Source organism: Verruconatronum alginivorum (assembly GCF_056590205.1).
In genome coordinates this window covers 1,824,679-1,842,396 of sequence record NZ_JBWPVQ010000001.1, presented here as the reverse complement: position 1 = coordinate 1,842,396, position 17,718 = coordinate 1,824,679, and the positions used below count along the sequence as shown (strand labels likewise).

The window sequence follows — 17,718 nt, the reverse complement described above, 5'->3', positions numbered from 1 at the left end:
AACCGGAACTTGCGCAAAAAAATCCACCGAGGTGTCCCCGGCTCTTTCTCATCATTCCCAATTCATCATTCTCTTCGGTCGCTGTGGCCGAGGTCGCGGTCCGGAGCGACGACGTCGCGGACCAACTGCTTCAGCTCCTTGGCTTCCGGGAAACGTCCTTTCTCCGCCCGGGAAAAGATCGTTTGCCCCTCGATCCGGACCGCAAAGACCCCTCCTTTTCCCGGCATCAACGCCACTTCCCGCAGGTCGTCGACAAACGTGGTCAACAACTCCTGCGCCAGCCAGGCCGCCCGCAACAACCAGCGGCATTGGGTGCAATATTCAACTTCCACTCGTGGTTTCATAATTTTCTTCCCAGGTTCGTGTGGCGCTCCTTCGTCGTGAAATTGCTGACCGCCATGGCGTAGGCCGCCGGGTCGCCGACGAGGATCACTTTCTTCCGGCCGCGGGTGACGGCGGTGTAGAGGAGATTGCGCTGCAACATCATGTAATGCTGCTTCAACAGCGGCACGATCACCACCGGGTATTCGCTTCCTTGGGATTTGTGGATGCTGATCGCGTAAGCGAGGCTGAGGTCTCCCAGCTCCGACCGCTCGAACACATGCCGGGCTCCGTCGAATTCCGCCGTCAATTGCCCGCTTTCGGGAGCCACCCCGACCACCGTCCCGAGGTCGCCGTTGAAAATCCCTTTGTCGTAGTTGTTCTTCAACTGGATCAGCTTGTCCCCTTCCCGGAACATCCCCGCCGCGGTGTTCAGGCCGCGGCTCTTGCCGTTAATCGCCTGCTGCAGGGCGGCGTTGAGGTTGCCGACCCCGGCCACCCCGCGGTGCATCGGGGCCAGCACCTGCGCCTCCGACCGGGGATCGATCCCCCACTTGCGGGGCAGGAGTTCGAGGCAGATTTCCAGGACTTTTTCCAAACAGTCCGCCGGGTCGGCCGAATAGACGAACCCGAGATCGGCCTCCGGGTCCAACTCCGACGGATTTTTCACGATCGCCGGCACTCCGACCTGACCGCGATTGATCGCATGGGCGGTGCGGACGATGTGGCTTTCCTGCCGCTGACGGAAAACCGACTCCAACCGCGTCACCCGGGGGCGACCGCTTTGAATCAAATCGCGCAGGACGTTCCCCGGTCCGACCGAGGGCAACTGGTCGATGTCGCCGACCAGCACCAAGTGGGCCCGGTCGGGGATCGCCTGCAGGAGGTTTGCCGCCAACCGGGTGTCGAGCATGCTGCTTTCGTCGACGATGACGAAATCGGCCTTCATCGGATGCTCCTCGTTCACCGTGAACCCGCCTTCCGCCGGGTCGAATTTGAGCAACCGGTGGATGGTCTGGGCGTAGGATCCGGCCGTCTCCGCCATCCGCTGGGCCGCCCGGCCGGTCGGGGCCGCCATCTGGATCCGGACTTTTTTCACCTTCAAAATAGCCACCAAGGCCCGCAAAATCGTCGTTTTCCCGGTGCCCGGACCGCCGGTTATGATCGAGAACTTATGGGTCAGGGCGTTGCGCAACGCCATCGTCTGCTCCGGGGCGAAGGCGAACCCGGCCTTGTCCTGCGCCCATTCCAACGCCTTTTCCACTTTGATCGGCGGCAGAGAGGAAGCGCCGCCCAGGATCGCCTCCACCGAAGCGGCGATTTTGCGCTCCGCCCGGTCGAGGCTCACGGTTTGCAACATCGGCTCCTCCTCGGGACCGGGGTTCGCCACCAGAGTCCGGCCCTCCAGCAACGCGTCGATCCGGGCGCAGATCTTGTCATGCGGCGCCTCCAGGAGTCCGGCCGCGTGATCGGCGAATTCCTTCCTCGGGTAACAGGTGTGGCCTTCCCCCTCCAGTTCCCCGAGCGCGTAAAGAATCCCGGCGTCGAGCCGGGGGGGGCTGTCGTTGGCATACCCGAGGTTGATCGCGATGCGGTCGGCGGTCTTGAACCCGATCCCATCGATTTCCCGGGCGATCCGGTAGGGGTCGTTGCGCAAAATCTGCTGCGCCTCGTTCCCATAGCGCTTCACCAGCCGGACGCATTGCCCGGTCGAAACCCCGTAGGTTTGGAGAAACATCATCACTTCCCGCACCGCCTGCTGGTCGTCCCAGGCCTTCTTGATCGCCACCGCCCGGGTCTTGCCGATCCCCGGGACCTTCCGCAACAACGCCGACTCCTCGGTGATCACCCGGAAGGTATCGGTCCCGAACTGATCGACGATCTTGTCGGCGTAAACCTTCCCGATCCCCGGCACCAGACCGCTCCCGAGGTATTTGCGAATTCCATACACCGTAGCCGGCAACTGCGAAGAAAACCCGCGGATCTTGAACTGACGCCCATGCTGCGGGTGCCGCACCCATTCCCCTTCCAACCGCAGCGTCTCGCCGCACTGCACGCCCGGCAACGCCCCGGTCACCGTCACCGCCGCCTGCTGACGGTCGGGCCGCAATTCCGCGATGCAGAAATGGTTTTCCTCGTTGAAGAAAATGATCCGCTCGAGCACCCCGACCAAGCCGTTGCTCTCGGAAACCGCCGCTCCCTTGGAATTATCGCCAGACACGGAAGAGAATTATGATTACGAATGATGAATTATGAACGAGGAAGGAAGAGGTAGATGAAGGAGCCGAAAACGCGCCAATCCCCCGCATCGTTCCCGATCCGTCCGCGGATGGCAAGCCGAACCCGGTGAGCGATCGCGGCCTTTCACGAACCTGTCTCTCCACTTATGCCTGACTCACCTTGACCGGAATCGCCGAAGGAATTCCGCGGGCGGGAGAATCGCGATGTCACGGAAACGCCGGAGCGGAAGCAGATGTTTCCTGTCTCCGCTGACGATGGCATCCGCCCCGGCGGCCAACGCGCATTCCAGCACCATTTCATCGAACGGATCCGGTGTGGCGCCGGTCGTCCGTTCCACCGGAAAAACCAATTCCGCCGCATCCCGCAATGCCGCAACCCAATCCACGCACTCGCGGTCCGGGTAATCCAAACGCAGCTCCTCGAACGTCTCCGAATACTCCGACAGCAACGGCGGACTGACCGCCGCCGAAACCTTACCCCGTCCCCACAACGTCAGCGACTCGAACGGCGGGCCTCGCCAGAAACAGGCGCTGACCACGACATTGGTGTCGAAAACGACCTTCATCGGCCCGAGGCCCGGCGACGAACCCGCTGCACCGCCGTGGCAACGATCTCCTCGTCGCTACCCGTGAGGTCCGGCAGTTTCCGTCCCTCTCGCATCAACTCGTTGACCCGTTCCTCCGTCAACGGCTTTCGTTTCCGCATCACCACCAACCCTCCGACATATCCGACATCCAATTCGTCCCCCGCCTCGATCCGCGCCATCTTTCGTACACTGGACGGAATCACCGTCTGCCCCTTGCTGGAAACCTTTGTAAGCATGATGTAAGATTCGCCTTACCTCGCCCGTCTGTCAACCCATCCCCCCTCGTAGCGGATCTTTCCCAAAGATTCGACGTTCGACGTCGGCGCCCCCTAGGCGCCCCTGAAAATCCTCCCCCTTTTAGCATCCTTTTCCCGAACCCGGTGTCGGAGATTGTCATCGTCCACCATTTCATCCTCACTGTTTTGCCGTGAATATCTTTACCGATTGGTTGCTCCAAACCGGCCTTTCCGTCGCCGTCGCCGAAGCGGCGGGACTCGTCCTCGCCGTGCTCGTCATCGCCGCGCTGGCTTTCGCCGCCAACTGGGTCGGAAAAAAGGTGATCGTCCGAATCCTCAACAGCATCATTTCACGCACCCGGGTGAAACTGCTGCTCCTCCTCCAGCAACACAAGGTCCTGCACAAACTCTCTCACGTCGCCCCGGCGGTCGTCATCCAGATCCTCGCCCCGGCCTCCTTCACCGATCGCCCCGGCGTCGCCGATTTCGCCCAGACCTGTGTCACCGTCTACTTGATCGGCGTCGGCATCGTCGTCTTCTACGCCCTCCTCAACGTCCTGCTCACCGCCTACAACCAGACCGGCGGCGGCCAGCGAATGCCGATCAAGGGCTTCGTCCAGGCCTTCAAACTGGTCCTCTTCCTGGTCGGCCTCATCCTGACCATCTCCGTCCTGCTCGACCGGTCTCCCCTGATCCTGATGTCCGGTCTCGGCGCCCTCACCGCCATCCTTCTTTTGGTCTTCAAGGACGCCATCCTCGGCTTCGTCGCCGGTATCCAGCTTTCGGTCAACGACATGGTCAAACCGGGCGATTGGATCGAGATGCCGAAACAGGGAGCCGACGGCGACGTGATCGACGTTTCCCTCACCACCGTGAAGGTCCAGAACTGGGACCGCACCATCACCACCATTCCGTCCTACCTGCTGATCGCCGACTCCTTCAAGAACTGGCGCGGCATGGTCGAATCCGGCGGCCGCCGGGTAAAACGGGCGATCCACATCGACATGCGGACCGTCCGCTTCCTCGACCAGGAGTTACTCAACCGCTGCCGGAAGATCCAACTCCTCCGCCCCTATCTCGACCGAGCCCTCGCTGATATCCAAAAACACAACACCGAGGCCAAACTCGAACTCAACGACCTGCTCAACGGCCGCCACCTCACCAACATCGGCACCTTCCGCGCCTACTGCGCCGCCTACATCCGGCAACACTCCAAGGTTCACCAGGAGATGATCCAAATCGTCCGCCAACTCGAACCTGGCCCAACCGGCCTTCCGCTCGAAATCTACCTTTTCACCAACGACACCGCATGGGTCGCCTACGAGGGAATCCAAGCCGATATCTTCGACCACTTGCTCGCCATCATTCCGCATTTCGGCCTCCGCGTCTTCCAGCAGCCGAGCGGCAGCGACGTGGTCGACCTCGGTCACCTCCTGATCGATTCCCGCCCGGTTCCTCTCCCGCTCCCCAACGACCCGGTCAAACCGGCCGCCGCCGCCCCGGCATCCCCCGTCATTCGGAATTGACCTACCCGAAAACCGTGAGCGGCATCGTGCGCTTCGGCTTGCAGGAAACCCCGGGATCGCATTAGATTATCGGCATGTCCCAAACAGACTCGAGTTCCGGGCAGCCCGATCGCGGCAAGCGGGAAGACCAGATTCCCGCCGGGAGCCCGAAACATTCCCCTCAGCCGCACACCCGGTTGGAAGACGAAGACCAAACCGGCGGAGCCGGAAGCGTCACCGCCCCTCCCGGCATCCGAATCCTCGCATGGCTCGCCGCCCTCGTGATTTTACTGATGATCCTCGGCTGGGCGCTCGGCGGCGGCCGTTGACGCCCTCCATTCCTTTTCCGTGCCATTCCTTTTTCGCTCCCGCCCAATGAGACCGTTTCATTCGATCCAACCGTTTTTCTTCCTCGCTCCCTTCACCATCGCCGTCTTGGCCGCATCCGCCCTGCAAGCCGACCCGCGCCTCGGGTTGCTGCAACCGGAACGCCAGATCCTCACCGTCTCCGCCACCGGCATCGAACGGATCGAGGCGACCGTCGCCGACATCCGCCTCGCCATCGAGGAACGGGGCGCCACCGACGAGGAAGCCCGCGAGCGAATGGCGGTCCGCTCCAACACCTTGCTCGACTTCCTCCGCAAACAGAACGTCGAACGTCTCAAAACCACCTCGCTCCGGCTGCATCCGATTTACGACTACACCCAAGGAACCCGCGAAGTGGTCGGCTTCCAGGCGATGAGCGTAATCGAGTTCCGCAGCGAAGCCGCCAATGTCGCCCACATCGTCGACGAAGCCATCGCCCGCGGAGCCAACCAGGTGCAGGACCTCGTTTTCACCGCCCCGGAGGAGAAAATCGAAGAAGCCCGTCAAAAAGCCCTTCAGACCGCCACCCGCCTCGCCCTCCGCCGGGGCGACGCCGTGCTTTCCGAACTCGGCCTCGAACGCAAACGAATCGTCCGGGTTCACGTGACCGATATCGAAAACGGTCCCCCGGTCCCCTTCCCCCGCATGGAAGCCCGCACCCTCGCCGCCGACCGCACCCAGACCGACCTCGAAGCCGGACAACCCGAGATCAGCGCCTCCGTCACCCTCGAAATCGGCTATTGAACTGCGTCGCCCCCTGATTCGATTTGTGTTTATTCGTGTCCATTCGTGGTTTTTAACTTGGTCCCGCCCGAAAAGGGATTGCAGCGACCGGATCGGCCCGGAAACACACCCCACCGCTCTAGCGAGCGGTCCCCCCCTCTCAAAAGGAGATCTTTTTGTCAGCAATTCCCCTCTTGAGAGGGGGGGACCATGCGCGAGCATGGTGGGGTGTGTCACCGCTGTTTCAGCCAAGCGAACGCCCGAAACCCTTTTCGGATACCCTCTAACTTGTTGTTTCTAAATCAATGGCGAAACATCCGCACGAACTGCTCGACATCGTCGACGATGAAAACGAAGTGGTCGGGACCGCAACCCGGCAGGAAATTCACGATCAGGGCCTGCCGCATCGCTCGATCCACCTGATCCTCACCACCGGCAACGGCCATTTTCTCCTGCAACAACGGACGGATTCCATGCCGACCAATCCGGGCCGCTGGGATTCCTCCGCCGCCGGGCACGTGGCCGCCGGTTCCGGTTACGACCCGACCGTCGTCCGCGAGGCCGAAGAGGAGATCGGCTACCAAACCACCCACCCGATCCCGCTTCTCCTCCTCGACGCCAGTCCCGAAACCGATCAGGAATGGGTCCAGTTTTACGTCGAACAAGTCACCTCCGAACCCGCCCTGAAAGCCGACCCCAAGGAGGTCCAAGCTCTCCGCTGGTGGCCGGAAGCCGAACTGGTCGAGGCCCTGGTCAATCGCCCCGACGAATTCACCCCGGTGATGCGGACCTTGTTTTTCCTCTGGCGCGAAACCGGCTTCCTCATTCCCGAAAAACGGCACGGCAATTGGTACGGCATCGCCGACGGAAACGCCGACGAACTCCAGGTCCGACGCAGTTTCCTCGAAAGCGCCGGCCTGCCCGCCCGGGTCGACGCCGACGAACATTGGCTCGCCCCCCAAGGCGGACGAACCTTCTTTGGCAGGGAACGCGAAGCCCGCCACACCGCCCTTTGCGTCGCCCGGGAATTTCTCCCCGACGCCGTCGCTCTTCTCTACTTGAGCCGACCGGCCGACGGCGAACTGGTTTGAAGGCTTGCAAACCTCCGCCAACGGGAAAACGATTCATTCATTACGCACGACCTCCTTGGGTCCATCGACACACCGTTCCATGAATTCGCCCTCCGAGGATTCAAACCAGACGCAACTGATTCGCCACCTTCAGACCCACCCGAAGGCATTCATCGAATCCATGCCGTTAGCCGTCTGGCTCCTCGACCGCTCCGGACTCCTGATCGACGCCAACCAAGCGGCGGTCGACCTTTTCCGACTGAAGAAAACCGGCCAACCCACGCCCTGGCAACAAGTGCTCGGCCTTCCCCCCGTGAGCCGCTTGGTCGACCAAATCCAACGCCATCTGCAAGTCGGCGAAGACCGTACCTTCACCGTCAATAGTCCTTTCGACCACCCCGATTGGTCGATACGAGCGCTGCAGATCACCCTGTCGTTTTCCGATCAGGAAACCAAGACCGCCACCCTGTTTCTCCAACCGGTGGACTTGGACGAAGACGCCGCCCGCGATCGGGCCAGCGAAGAGCGAAGACGGAACCGCTCGTGGTTCGGGCAACTGATGATGACACTGCCCGACAAAATCTACTTCAAGGACCGCGACAGCCGGTTCCTCGCCATCAGCCTCACCCAAGCCCGCCAATTCGGTCTTCGGGATCCGGCGGAAGCGATCGGCAAAACCGATTTCGACTTTTTCGTCAAATCCCACGCCGAAACCGCCCGGGCCGAAGAACGGGAGATCATGGAATCGGAACGGCCCTTGATCGGCAAAGAAGAGAAAATCACTCTGACCGACGGACGGGAACTCTGGGCGAGCACCACCAAGGTCCCTTTGCGCGATTCCGAGAACCGGGTGATCGGCCTTTTCGGCATTTCCCGCGACATCACCGACCGCAAACGGGCCGAAGAAGAGGTCCGCCGCAAGAACGCCGAAATGCAGGCCGATCTCAAAATGGCCTACGAAATCCAAAAGGCCTTTCTCACCCTCGAATATCCGGACTTCCCCCGCGGCGCCCTCACCGGCAAAGCGACCATCGGCTTCGGCCACCGCTACCTCCCGGTCGCCACATTGGGAGGCGATTTCTTCGAAATCGTCCAGATTTCGGATACGGAATCGGGCGTCCTGATCTGCGACGTCATGGGCCACGGCGTTCGCGCCGCCCTGGTGACCGCTTTTCTGCGCGGCCTGATGGGGGAACTGCAAACGAGCTGGAGAGAGCCCGAAAAATTGGTCGCCGAAATCAACCGCGCCCTCATTCCAGTCCTCCGCCAATCGGGATCGCTGATGTTCGTCACTTTGTTTTACGGCGTCGCCGACGTCACCCGGCGCGAATTCCGCTACGCCAACGCCGGTCACCCGCTACCCTTCCTGCTCCGCCGCAGCCGCCGGCAAGTCGAACGCATCCACCCGCCCGCCGACGGTTCCGAACCGGCCGCCGGACTGGTCCCCGACTTCACCTACTCCGTCGCCCGCGAACCACTCAGCCAGGGAGATCTCGTCCTCCTATTCACCGACGGGCTTTGGGAAATCGAAAACGCCGGCGGCGTGTTTTTCGGCGAACACGGCCTCCGCGAAGCCCTGGAAAGCGGCCTCCCCTTGGATTCCGAACCCCTCCTCGACCGGGTGATGGAAGCTGCCACCCGCCACGCCTCCACCCCCGGTTTCATGGACGACGTCTGCCTCCTCGCCATCGACTTCCGCACCTGACCGTCGCCTATCGTCTATGCGTCTTTGCAACTATGCCTCTTCGCTAAAATGCTCCGCATAATCCGCGATCCCCGCCTCCAACACCCGCCGGGCGTGGACCGCCCCGTAAATCTCCTCCACCGTCACCGGCGAATCGTTGCCCGGGGTCAATTTATACGTTGTCAGGTAATGACGGATACGTGAGATCATACCCTCGGGCACATCCTTCACGTCGGCCGCCTCGTCCCACGCCGGATCGTTCTCCAACACCGCGATCAACTTATCGTCCGCCTTCCCCCCGTCGATGGTGCGGACCCCGCCGACCACACGGGCCGTCACCAAAATCTCCGCCCGCGTGATCGGGCTCGCCGACAGCAAAAAGACGTCGAGCGGATCGCCGTCCCCTTCCTTCGCCGAAACCGCCAACGCCGCGACCCGCTCCGCGCAATAAGTCCGGGGGATGAAACCATACGCGCACGGCGGCAACGACGACCCGATCTGCGGCCGGTCAATCCGGAGATAGCCGGTCGCCTTGTCGACTTCGTATTTCATCGAGTCGAACGGCGTGATCTCCAAATAAACGTTGATCAACTCCGGTGGATTGACTCCCACCTCCAATCCATGCCACGGATGCGGCCTCCAACGATAGAAATCCATCCGCCGACCTTACAGTTCCTGACACTCAAGATCAAGACCCAGCCGGCTCCGACCCGCAACCGACCAGAGGAACCAACACACCCCACCATGTTGGCACATGGTCCCCCGGCGCGAGGAAAACAATAATATAACAAATCCCCTCTTGAGAGGGGGGGGACCGCTCGCCAGAGCGGTGGGGTGTGTTTTCCGTGCGGAGTCGCGCCCAGCGCCCGCAATCCGCAACCAGCTGTCAGCTATCGCCTGTCTCTTGAGAGCGATGAGGTGCGTCCCCACTCGAGTCGCCGAGCGCCAAACCCATTCCGAATTAATCTCACGTCTCACCCTCCCGCGGACAATCCCTGACCCGATCGAGTCAGGGATTGTCCGCGCATCAAGAGATTTTTCGGACAGGTTTCGGCTTCGGTCCGCACTTCGCCGAATACTCCGCATAAGTTTCCGTTCAATGTGTTCTGGCAGGGAAAAATCGTTTTCGGTCCGGCGAATTTCAGCTACAACGTCCAGATGAGTCATGCATTCCGATTTCTCGTAGCAAGTGGCATCGTCCTCGGGTTGACCGTGGCCCAGACCGGTTTCGCGGAAACCGAACGGACCCAGGAGGCGCCGATCTCCGAAACCGCCCCGTCCGAGACCCCCGTCACTGAACCCCGCCCGGTCGAACCGGCCGCCGCCCCCGCCCTCCCCACCCGGCTCCGGGTCGGCGAAACAGGTTGGGTCAGCGTCGGCGCCCGCCTCCAACCAATCTTCATTTACAACGACAGCGATCTGGTGACCGACGATGCGGAATTCCGCCTTCGCCGCGCCCGCGTGTTTGTCCGAGGCGAAGTCGTGGAATGGGCGGCCTTCTCCACCGCCACCGAGGTCTCCGGCTCAAACGTGATTCTGGTCGACGCTCACCTCCATTTCAAACCCCAACCCGAAACCCAGTTCTTCGTCGGCCGCCACCTCTCCCCTGGCACCGGCCGCCAAGCGGGTGTCACGTCGGCCGCCGCTTTGATGGCGATCGACCGTCCCGCCTTCGCCTACAAAAACCTGAGCTACGGCACCCGCGCCATGACCGGTTTCGCCACCTCCACTTTGCCGGGCACCGACGCCGGCCTCCGGATGGACGCCCAGGTCCGCGACGAAGGGGTCACTTTCTGGGGCGATCACTCCCGCACCGAAAACCTCCATTTCAAATACTACCTCGGCGTCTACGACGGTTGGGGCCGCAGTCCCGCCCGGGGCGAAGGCGACCTGCGTTATAGCGGCCGCGCCTCGGTCAACTTCGGCGACGACGAAAGCGGTTTTTATAATTCCTCTACCTATCTCGGAGCGAAACGGACCGTCGGAGTCGGCGTTTCCTTCGACGCCCAAAATCGGGTCGCCTTCGAACAGGGCACCGGCAACAACGTCGATTACCGGTTCTGGTCGGTCGACTTCTTCGCCGAACAGCCGATCGGCCCCGGCACCCTCACCTTCGAAGCAGCCTACGGTCAACTCGACCTCGACGACGCCGGCATCCTGGTCGACCGGGCCGGAACCCCGTTACTCGGTTCCGCCGTCTCCGGACTCCAGGCCCAGGGCGACGGATTCTACGTCCAAACCGGCTACTACTTCCCGGAACTCCGCCTCCAGCCATGGGTCGGTTACGAAGAATGGAGCAGCGACGCTGGCGACACCGGATCATTCAACAACATGCGGGTCGGCCTCACCTACTTCGCCCGCGGCCAGAATCTCAACTTCAAGATCGGCTTCGAACGCACCCGCCTCGATTGGATCCAAAACGGCACCCGCACCTCCAACTCCGTCGTCACCGGAGCTTACCTGAACTTCTGACGGCAAAAGAATCCAACCACCAATAAACACGAATGGACACGAATTCTCCTCGGAGCTCACCTCCCGAGCTCTTTAATTAGTGTTCATTGGTGTCCATTAGTGGTTAACCCAATCCCTCCCACCGGCCCGCCCGTTTGCCTTTTCCCCGCTTCTTGGGAAAGGTAAACGGGTGAAAACGGCGACCGATTCGACCATCGTCACGCTGACGCTCAATCCGACGATCGACGTCAGCGCCAAAACCGAACATGTCGTGGACGAACGGAAACTCCGCTGCCACGACTCCCGTTTCGACCCGGGCGGAGGCGGCCTCAACGTCGCCCGCGCCGTCACCCGCCTCGGCGGCGAAGCGATCGCCCTCTACTCCTGCGGTGGCGCGGGCGGCACCATGCTGGAAAGCCTCCTGGACGCGGAAAAAATCGACCACCGCCCGATCCGCATCGAAGATTCGACCCGCCAGAACTTCATCGTCTTCGAAGCCGCCAACGAACGCCAGTTCCGCTTCGGCCTGCCGGGTCCCACTCTGACCGAACAGGAATGGCGCGGATTCCTCGACGAATTCAAACTCTGCGCCGAAAAAGTTGATTACATCGTCGCCAGCGGCAGCCTCCCCCCCGGCGTCCCCGACGACTTCTACGCCCGCGCCGCAAAAATCGCCGACCAGGCGAACGCCCGCCTGATTCTCGACGCCTCCGGACCGGCCCTGAAGCAGGCGCTCGACGAGAATGTTTTCCTCATTAAACCCAACCTGCGGGAACTCGCCGACCTCCTGGAAATCGAAATCGACGGCGAGGAACAACAGGAGGAAGCCGTCGCCGAACTCGTCGGACGCGGCCACGCCGGCCACGTGGTCCTGTCGCTCGGGGGCGGCGGAGCGGTCTACCACGGCCCGGAAGCCTCCGGACGGGTCCACGCCCCATCGGTCCGCCGCCGTAGCTCGGTCGGCGCGGGCGACAGCATGGTCGGCGGCATGGCGCTCGCCCTCTCCCGCGGCGAAAACCTCGAACGGGCGGTCCGCTTCGGCATCGCCGCCGGCAGCTCCGCCGTAATGTCCCCCGGCACCGAACTCTGCCGCCGCGAAGAGACCGAGAAACTCTTCCATCGCCTCGAATAACTTTCCTCTCCAAAGGAGTCCGGGCATTGATGCAGCCGCAAAAGAGGTTCGCGTTTTCCCCGAAGTCCCGCAAGGTTTCGTGCGTATGACGGAATCCCTGCCAGAGAAAACCGGATGCCACGGAAGACTCAAACACAAACGGGGGCCGCAAAAACCGCGCCTGAATTTATGGGAATGTTTGCAAACGCACTGGTCGAGTACGCGCAACCGCTGATCGATAAGACGAACGGATCTCAAGAGGAGCTTCAGAAAGCGTTTTCAATCGCTCAAATGTGCTGGAACCTCGCCATCCTGCCGGAGACGGAACGAGAAGAGGAGTTAGCCGAAATGCAATCGTCGCTCGAAATGAGCGACGCCGAGTTTCGCGGATTTTGCGAGAACATCATCACCCCCATGATTGTCCGGCATCATGAGATGTTCTCGAAGCCTCCTCGACCTCCTGCCAAAAAGACGATTACGCGAATATCCATGGAAAAATTCCCCGGCACGGGACGCAACGAACAATGCCCATGCGGCAGTGGGAAGAAATATAAGCGCTGTTGCCTGAACTAAGCCGGGCGAAGGCGAAGGACAATGTCCGCCCCTCTTACTTCCCGCCCTCCTCCCGAGGTTGGAGTCCCGCATTCATGCGGCCGGTTCATCTCGTCACCTCCTCCACATCTAAATTTTGCGTCCGCCCCCGCGCTTTGTTTCACATTGCCTTTCCCTTCGGCGGCGACATCCTTTCAAGGAATGAAATACCTCATCGTCCTTGCTCTTCTTTTCTCCACCACCCTTCATGCCGCCGTCGTCGAATTGAAAGATCGTCAGGACCGGGTCATCCGAGCCGAGCTGTTGGAACTTGAGGCCGGAAACCTGACCCTCCGGCGGGAAGACGGGCGACTTTTCGCCACCCCTCTCGACCTCCTCTCGGACCAATCCCAGCAAAAGGTGGGGGAAACGTTCCGGATCCGAGCCCTCCCGCCCAGCCATTGGGACGACTTTTTCCCCAACGCTTTGGTGAACGCGGCCGGCGAGGAGGTTTCTCCCCGCATTTTGGCGGGCAAATACGTGATCCTTTTTTTCTCCTCGGCGGGGTGCGGGCCGTGTCAGCTTATCACCCCCAAACTCAAGGAATTCCGCGATCGCTCAAACGGCCACGTTGAAGTCGTCCTAATCAGCCAGGACCGAAGCCGGTCGGACAAACTGCGACACATGAGGGAAAGCGGGATGAAATGGCCGGCGGTCGAATGGACCGATATTCGAAATACCGACGAAAAAGCGATCCGGGAATTCGTTTCACGCTACAACGGTTGGGGAATCCCGACGATCGTCGTGTTTTCTCCGGAAGGAGAAATAATCGATCGCCAAGCCCGGATGACGATCGAGTACCTGCCCGAAGAGAACATCCGCCGCCTGGAGAATTTCAACTACGAGAACGCCCGCACCCAATTTCGCGCGGAACAGGAACAACGTGGAGAACGCACGACCGAGGCCGAGGAAGAAGCCTACCTCCAACGGCTTCGCTCGACATTCGCCACGCAGATCCAAGAAGCCGAACGCCTGCGCGAACGAACCGCCCACCACCCCGGCGATCTCGGCCGCTCCCCGACATGGGAAGAACTGCTGGGCGCATTCTATCAATCTCAACGCGGATAGACCGGCAAACAGGCCAATCCGTCCCTTCGACTCGCCGAGGCAATTGCGGTATTGAGGAATCGTCGAGGCCGATCTCATCGTGATCGGGGCGCCAATCTATAACTTCGGAATGCCCGCGCAATTGAAAGCCTGGTTCGACCAGGTGGTGCGAATGGGGAAGACCGTTGCCTTCGACCCCGAGGCGGAAGAGGCGTATCAACCTTTGCTCGAAAACAAACCGGTCGTCATCATCACCTCCGCCGGCGACGGCGCGATGCACCCCGGCGGATCGCTCTGACCGATGAACCATCTGGAACCGCACCTCCAAACGGTCCTCGGGTTTATCGGATTAACCGAACTCCACTTCATCCGCGCCGGCTACGATGAGTTCTAGGACGACCGGGCGAAACGATTGCTAGCAAAGGCCGAAGGCGAAGTGGACCGCCTCGCGGACCGGCTTGCACCGGTCACTACCGCCGTGAGAGCATGAGTGACCGCGCTAACTGCCACACGGGGGGCGGCGCGTAGGAAGCCGCCGGGTTCGTAGCGCCGGCAGGGTTTCTTGGAGCCAGTCCGACTCCCGCGTTGACCTGCTGCCCCTCCACTTTTGAAGTTGCCAATTCACCTTCAACTGGGAAGCCGAAAACAACGTTGAAGGCTGGGGACCGTTCGACGATTTTTGAACCTGTTCTCGCGAATTACCCCAAATGTGCTTCCGTAACGAGGGTTTGGCGATTCTCCTCAACAGCAAGCCTGTAGGTCGCCAGAAGGTCGTCGTAAAGGAGTCGAAGTGCGCCGACTTTTTCCTTCTCATTGAAGATTGCTCGAGAATCATCAACCACCATAAGAGTGTTTCTAAGCGTCGAATTTGTCAGGACGAAATGCAGCCACCGCAAGAGCTGGCGGATGATTTCGAGCGGACTATCGAGTGGCTCCAGCAAACGATCCTGAGGCATCCGGTATATAACCGAGCAAATATCGAAACTCGACAAGGCAAGGTCATTATTTCCGCTCGCTTCTTCATGATCGGCCTTCACCGTCTTGAGAAGACGGATCAGCATTCGAGGAATTCCCTGATTTGCCGCGTCAAACAGTCGGATACGGTGATTGAAAAGAAAAGGGAAATTTTTGATTCTCTTCCCTGATTCTCCATTGAGGACCATGATCCCGCGCACATGAGAACCCTTCCCTTGATTGAAGGCGATCGTATCGAACCAATTCGAAGGAACAACATCCACCTGGCAAGCTAAGCTGCCTCCTATGATAGACACGGCCGTTGCTCCGGAGCTGACGTCCGTTTTGGGGAAAGCGTCTCGTAGATGATCAACGCAATCCTTCTTTAGCTCCAATAGGTCATCTACCGGACTTCCAGTGTAAGGATTTGTGGGCCTCTGAGGGTGTTCAAGGGTCGTGAATTTGGCGAGAATAGCCAAAACGTCGACGTCGCTGAAGTGTCGAATGTGAGTCCCGTTCGATACGGATCCTTGTCGCTTGAATTCAATCCCTTGGTGAGCCTCGGATAAGCGTTTCGCCAGCTGGTTTTCAATTCTGTCGCCCTGCTCGATAAGACGTTCCGTATAACGTGAGGCAATTGGGGCCATTGCCACCCAACAGGTATTTTGTCCCTTCGCCAAGGTGATGCTGGTACGCCTCTGCATACTTAATCAAACCACGATCTTCTATTGGTAAACGCCGTTCAACTAAACGGGTATAACGGTCAGATATTCTCATTGTTTATTGATTCGAGTTAATTTGAGTTCCCCAAAGCGCAAACGGTGCTTTCCTGAGAAATAATCGCCCTCCAGCCGACCAGTGTCTGAGATTCTAAGGTCCATCATGCCGGCGTGTCGGTGAAGTTCTTCATGAGCCATATTCTTGGGTGTATTCTCAAAGGCGTAACGAAACACCGGCACCGCGTGTTGGCTCTCGATGGACGCCATAAAGCTCTTGGATGTGGACGAATCGGTTTCCGTGAACACCTCCATTCGCGAAAAAGTCTGCCGAATGCGGATATTCATAACGAATTCAAAGGGCTCCCCGGTTTCAGGATTCTTGTAGGAGCTCGATCCCTCTGCTTGCCAGCTCCCTGCAAGATAGGGAATCCCGTGAAAACGGCAGAGATGGCGCCACAAAGAAGCGGTCAAAAAGAAAATGGAAGGCCGCAAAAGTCATACCGAAGGTGAGTGGGAATGTGATTCCCGCAGGGAATCCTGCTTGGGCAGCCGCCCAAGATAGAAAAGTGGGAAGTGACAGAGCGATGACCGCAATTGCCACATCGACATAGCGGCGAACCGGCGTATCGAAAGAATAATCGTGCATTCCTCAATATTTTGTGAAAAAATCACAAAAAGCAAGTTTATTCTTCAAAATTTTTCTCGTAAATCCCGCTTAAATGCGTTTTCATCGCAAGATCTATGCTCATCTCGCTCTCAGTCGAAAACTTTCGCTCCTTCCGGGAGGAGCAGACGCTCAACCTGGTGGCCAGTCGCCGCTATAAGGATCATGACGATCATTTGGCCCCGATTCCGGGGACCGAAGAATCCCTGCTGCGTGGGGCCGTTATTTACGGGGCCAACGGAGCGGGAAAATCGAACCTGATGAGGGCTTTTTCCTTTGCCCGCGATCTTGTAATCGACGGCACTGAACCCGGGAAGACTATCCGGAGGGAAGCTTTCCGGTTCTCAAAACCATATCTCGAGAAACCGACCATGGTCGAATTTCGGTTCCTCGCCGACGAAAAGGTCTTCAGCTACGGATTTAAGGTCACCGAAAAGGAGGTTAAGGAGGAATGGCTGGTCTTGATCCGTGGTTCGCGGGAGACCGAATTGTTCGAACGGGTCGCCCAGGCCGACGGTAAGGTCCAGATTGAGACAGGAGGAGCGCTCGCGAACCGTTCGAAGAAATACGAGAAGATTGCCGCGCTGACCAAGGTTGGCGTCCGAAGCAATCAGCTCTTCCTTACTGCGATCCGGGAAAACCTGGAGCCGGACGATTACGGGCCGTTGCTGAGGAGCGTTCTGACGTGGATCGAAAACGCGACTTACATTCCGGCGGATGCTCCCTTTCTCCAATTGGCAGAATGGATTTCCAAGGATGACGAATTCAGTAGGTTTGCCGGTGAGTTTCTTCGCGACGCCGCGACCGGAGTCATGGACCTGGATGTCATGACCATCGAGGTTGATGAAAGTTCGGGTTTCCCAAAGCAGTTGCTCCAGCGGTTGATCGAGGATACCAAACCCGGGGAGGTAACCACGATGCCGCTTGGGCCGATGGGCGACGTGATCGCGGAGCGCCTGGAGGAACCTAAGATCAAGTTGCGCACGATCCGAATGAAACATTCCGCGAATACCGGAGAAGACATCTTCCTTCCCTTGCAGGAGGAATCAGACGGCACCCAACGGATGGCACACCTTATTCCGGCTCTATACAGTCTGCGCAAGCAAAACTGTGTTTTCTTTATTGACGAGCTGGAGAGGAGCCTTCACCCGGTTCTTGCCCGAAAATTTGTTGAATTCTTTCTAAGCGCCTGCGGACATTCGCGAAGTCAGTTGATCGCGACTACCCATGAGTCTCACCTGATGGACCTCGACCTCCTTCGCAGGGATGAGCTTTGGTTTACCGAGAAGAACGACGAAGGCGCAACATCGCTTTATTCACTCTCGGATTTTTCGATTCGAACCGATTTAAAAGTGAGCCGCGGTTATCTGCAAGGCCGCTTCGGCGCGATCCCGTTTCTGGGCAATCTCGATCGCCTAATGGAGCGCCTGCGGCAGGAACAGGATTAAG

At 59.6% G+C, this 17,718-nt stretch carries 19 protein-coding genes; 11 read left to right on the top strand and 8 right to left on the bottom strand.

Features of this window, described 5'->3' with window-relative positions; genetic code table 11:
- Positions 1 to 65: 65 nt before the first annotated feature.
- The 4 genes from ACWUI2_RS06365 to ACWUI2_RS06350 all read right to left on the bottom strand — a co-directional run bounded on the left by ACWUI2_RS06365 (position 66) and on the right by ACWUI2_RS06350 (position 3,384).
- Positions 66 to 344 (bottom strand): Rdx family protein, encoded by a 279-nt coding sequence (locus tag ACWUI2_RS06365; RefSeq protein WP_486982019.1) that lies wholly within the window; start codon positions 342 to 344, stop codon positions 66 to 68.
- Positions 341 to 2,542 carry an SF1B family DNA helicase RecD2 gene (gene recD2 / locus ACWUI2_RS06360; protein WP_486982018.1) on the bottom strand — a complete coding sequence of 734 codons (2,202 nt, stop codon included), beginning with the start codon at positions 2,540 to 2,542 and terminating at the stop codon, positions 341 to 343. Before recD2 ends, ACWUI2_RS06365 begins: the two co-directional genes overlap by 4 nt.
- Positions 2,543 to 2,716: 174 nt before the next feature.
- Positions 2,717 to 3,127, bottom strand: a complete 411-nt coding sequence (locus tag ACWUI2_RS06355; protein ID WP_486982017.1) for a putative toxin-antitoxin system toxin component, PIN family — start codon at positions 3,125 to 3,127, stop codon at positions 2,717 to 2,719.
- Positions 3,124 to 3,384, bottom strand: coding sequence for an AbrB/MazE/SpoVT family DNA-binding domain-containing protein (locus ACWUI2_RS06350; RefSeq protein WP_486982016.1), 261 nt, complete (start codon positions 3,382 to 3,384; stop codon positions 3,124 to 3,126). Before ACWUI2_RS06350 ends, ACWUI2_RS06355 begins: the two co-directional genes overlap by 4 nt.
- A 191-nt stretch (positions 3,385 to 3,575) precedes the next feature.
- Between ACWUI2_RS06350 and ACWUI2_RS06345 the strand changes: the two genes are divergently transcribed.
- From ACWUI2_RS06345 to ACWUI2_RS06325, 5 genes are all read left to right on the top strand, one after another.
- The gene (locus tag ACWUI2_RS06345) at positions 3,576 to 4,910 is read left to right on the top strand and encodes a mechanosensitive ion channel family protein (RefSeq protein WP_486982015.1); all 1,335 of its coding nucleotides are present in this window, start codon (positions 3,576 to 3,578) and stop codon (positions 4,908 to 4,910) included.
- A gap of 74 nt (positions 4,911 to 4,984) precedes the next feature.
- A complete protein-coding gene (locus ACWUI2_RS06340; RefSeq protein ID WP_486982014.1) occupies positions 4,985 to 5,218 on the top strand; it encodes a hypothetical protein in 234 nt (77 codons plus the stop codon).
- A 46-nt stretch (positions 5,219 to 5,264) separates the two neighbouring features.
- On the top strand, positions 5,265 to 5,999 hold the full coding sequence (locus ACWUI2_RS06335) for an SIMPL domain-containing protein (RefSeq protein WP_486982013.1): 735 nt from the start codon (positions 5,265 to 5,267) through the stop codon (positions 5,997 to 5,999).
- A 284-nt stretch (positions 6,000 to 6,283) separates the two neighbouring features.
- Positions 6,284 to 7,069, top strand: a complete 786-nt coding sequence (locus ACWUI2_RS06330; RefSeq protein WP_486982012.1) for an NUDIX hydrolase — start codon at positions 6,284 to 6,286, stop codon at positions 7,067 to 7,069.
- 79 nt (positions 7,070 to 7,148) lie between these two features.
- A complete protein-coding gene (locus ACWUI2_RS06325; RefSeq protein ID WP_486982011.1) occupies positions 7,149 to 8,753 on the top strand; it encodes a PP2C family protein-serine/threonine phosphatase in 1,605 nt (534 codons plus the stop codon).
- Positions 8,754 to 8,783: 30 nt separating this feature from the next.
- Here ACWUI2_RS06325 and ACWUI2_RS06320 read toward each other — a convergent pair whose 3' ends face one another.
- Complete coding sequence (locus ACWUI2_RS06320) at positions 8,784 to 9,389, bottom strand: inorganic pyrophosphatase (RefSeq protein WP_486982010.1); 606 nt, start codon at positions 9,387 to 9,389, stop codon at positions 8,784 to 8,786.
- 501 nt (positions 9,390 to 9,890) lie between these two features.
- Between ACWUI2_RS06320 and ACWUI2_RS06315 the strand changes: the two genes are divergently transcribed.
- The 5 genes from ACWUI2_RS06315 to ACWUI2_RS06295 all read left to right on the top strand — a co-directional run bounded on the left by ACWUI2_RS06315 (position 9,891) and on the right by ACWUI2_RS06295 (position 14,230).
- Positions 9,891 to 11,204 (top strand): hypothetical protein, encoded by a 1,314-nt coding sequence (locus tag ACWUI2_RS06315; RefSeq protein WP_486982009.1) that lies wholly within the window; start codon positions 9,891 to 9,893, stop codon positions 11,202 to 11,204.
- Between the two features lie 169 nt (positions 11,205 to 11,373).
- Positions 11,374 to 12,315: a 1-phosphofructokinase family hexose kinase gene (locus ACWUI2_RS06310; RefSeq protein ID WP_486982008.1), complete on the top strand. Its 942-nt coding sequence runs from the start codon at positions 11,374 to 11,376 to the stop codon at positions 12,313 to 12,315.
- A gap of 114 nt (positions 12,316 to 12,429) precedes the next feature.
- Complete coding sequence (locus ACWUI2_RS06305; protein ID WP_486982007.1) at positions 12,430 to 12,867, top strand: SEC-C metal-binding domain-containing protein; 438 nt, start codon at positions 12,430 to 12,432, stop codon at positions 12,865 to 12,867.
- Between the two features lie 180 nt (positions 12,868 to 13,047).
- Positions 13,048 to 13,953 (top strand): thioredoxin-like domain-containing protein, encoded by a 906-nt coding sequence (locus tag ACWUI2_RS06300; RefSeq protein WP_486982006.1) that lies wholly within the window; start codon positions 13,048 to 13,050, stop codon positions 13,951 to 13,953.
- Positions 13,954 to 14,011: 58 nt separating this feature from the next.
- Positions 14,012 to 14,230 (top strand): NAD(P)H-dependent oxidoreductase, encoded by a 219-nt coding sequence (locus ACWUI2_RS06295; RefSeq protein ID WP_486985047.1) that lies wholly within the window; start codon positions 14,012 to 14,014, stop codon positions 14,228 to 14,230.
- 400 nt (positions 14,231 to 14,630) lie between these two features.
- Here the strand turns inward: ACWUI2_RS06295 and ACWUI2_RS06290 are convergent, their stop codons facing one another.
- The 3 genes from ACWUI2_RS06290 to ACWUI2_RS06280 form a co-directional block, all read right to left on the bottom strand.
- Positions 14,631 to 15,590: a nucleotidyltransferase family protein gene (locus tag ACWUI2_RS06290; protein WP_486982005.1), complete on the bottom strand. Its 960-nt coding sequence runs from the start codon at positions 15,588 to 15,590 to the stop codon at positions 14,631 to 14,633.
- Between the two features lie 69 nt (positions 15,591 to 15,659).
- A complete protein-coding gene (locus ACWUI2_RS06285; RefSeq protein ID WP_486985046.1) occupies positions 15,660 to 16,064 on the bottom strand; it encodes a Cap15 family cyclic dinucleotide receptor domain-containing protein in 405 nt (134 codons plus the stop codon).
- Positions 15,976 to 16,251: a hypothetical protein gene (locus tag ACWUI2_RS06280; RefSeq protein ID WP_486985091.1), complete on the bottom strand. Its 276-nt coding sequence runs from the start codon at positions 16,249 to 16,251 to the stop codon at positions 15,976 to 15,978. The genes ACWUI2_RS06285 and ACWUI2_RS06280 overlap by 89 nt, the downstream gene beginning before the upstream one ends.
- A 95-nt stretch (positions 16,252 to 16,346) precedes the next feature.
- Between ACWUI2_RS06280 and ACWUI2_RS06275 the strand changes: the two genes are divergently transcribed.
- Positions 16,347 to 17,717 (top strand): AAA family ATPase, encoded by a 1,371-nt coding sequence (locus ACWUI2_RS06275; protein ID WP_486982004.1) that lies wholly within the window; start codon positions 16,347 to 16,349, stop codon positions 17,715 to 17,717.
- The last annotated feature ends 1 nt before the right edge of the window (position 17,718 follow it).

Excerpts from the sequence above, each read along its gene's own strand:
- ACWUI2_RS06330 (WP_486982012.1), top strand. The coding sequence starts at position 6,284 with ATGGCGAAACATCCGCACGAACTGCTCGACATCGTCGACGATGAAAAC.
- ACWUI2_RS06275 (WP_486982004.1), top strand. The coding sequence starts at position 16,347 with ATGCTCATCTCGCTCTCAGTCGAAAACTTTCGCTCCTTCCGGGAGGAG.
- ACWUI2_RS06305 (WP_486982007.1), top strand. The coding sequence starts at position 12,430 with ATGCCACGGAAGACTCAAACACAAACGGGGGCCGCAAAAACCGCGCCT.
- ACWUI2_RS06365 (WP_486982019.1), bottom strand. The coding sequence starts at position 344 with ATGAAACCACGAGTGGAAGTTGAATATTGCACCCAATGCCGCTGGTTG.
- ACWUI2_RS06325 (WP_486982011.1), top strand. The coding sequence starts at position 7,149 with ATGAATTCGCCCTCCGAGGATTCAAACCAGACGCAACTGATTCGCCAC.
- ACWUI2_RS06290 (WP_486982005.1), bottom strand. The coding sequence starts at position 15,590 with ATGCAGAGGCGTACCAGCATCACCTTGGCGAAGGGACAAAATACCTGT.
- ACWUI2_RS06340 (WP_486982014.1), top strand. The coding sequence starts at position 4,985 with ATGTCCCAAACAGACTCGAGTTCCGGGCAGCCCGATCGCGGCAAGCGG.
- ACWUI2_RS06315 (WP_486982009.1), top strand. The coding sequence starts at position 9,891 with ATGAGTCATGCATTCCGATTTCTCGTAGCAAGTGGCATCGTCCTCGGG.
- ACWUI2_RS06280 (WP_486985091.1), bottom strand. The coding sequence starts at position 16,251 with ATGCACGATTATTCTTTCGATACGCCGGTTCGCCGCTATGTCGATGTG.
- ACWUI2_RS06335 (WP_486982013.1), top strand. The coding sequence starts at position 5,265 with ATGAGACCGTTTCATTCGATCCAACCGTTTTTCTTCCTCGCTCCCTTC.
- ACWUI2_RS06350 (WP_486982016.1), bottom strand. The coding sequence starts at position 3,384 with ATGCTTACAAAGGTTTCCAGCAAGGGGCAGACGGTGATTCCGTCCAGT.
- ACWUI2_RS06320 (WP_486982010.1), bottom strand. The coding sequence starts at position 9,389 with ATGGATTTCTATCGTTGGAGGCCGCATCCGTGGCATGGATTGGAGGTG.
- ACWUI2_RS06300 (WP_486982006.1), top strand. The coding sequence starts at position 13,048 with ATGAAATACCTCATCGTCCTTGCTCTTCTTTTCTCCACCACCCTTCAT.
- ACWUI2_RS06355 (WP_486982017.1), bottom strand. The coding sequence starts at position 3,127 with ATGAAGGTCGTTTTCGACACCAATGTCGTGGTCAGCGCCTGTTTCTGG.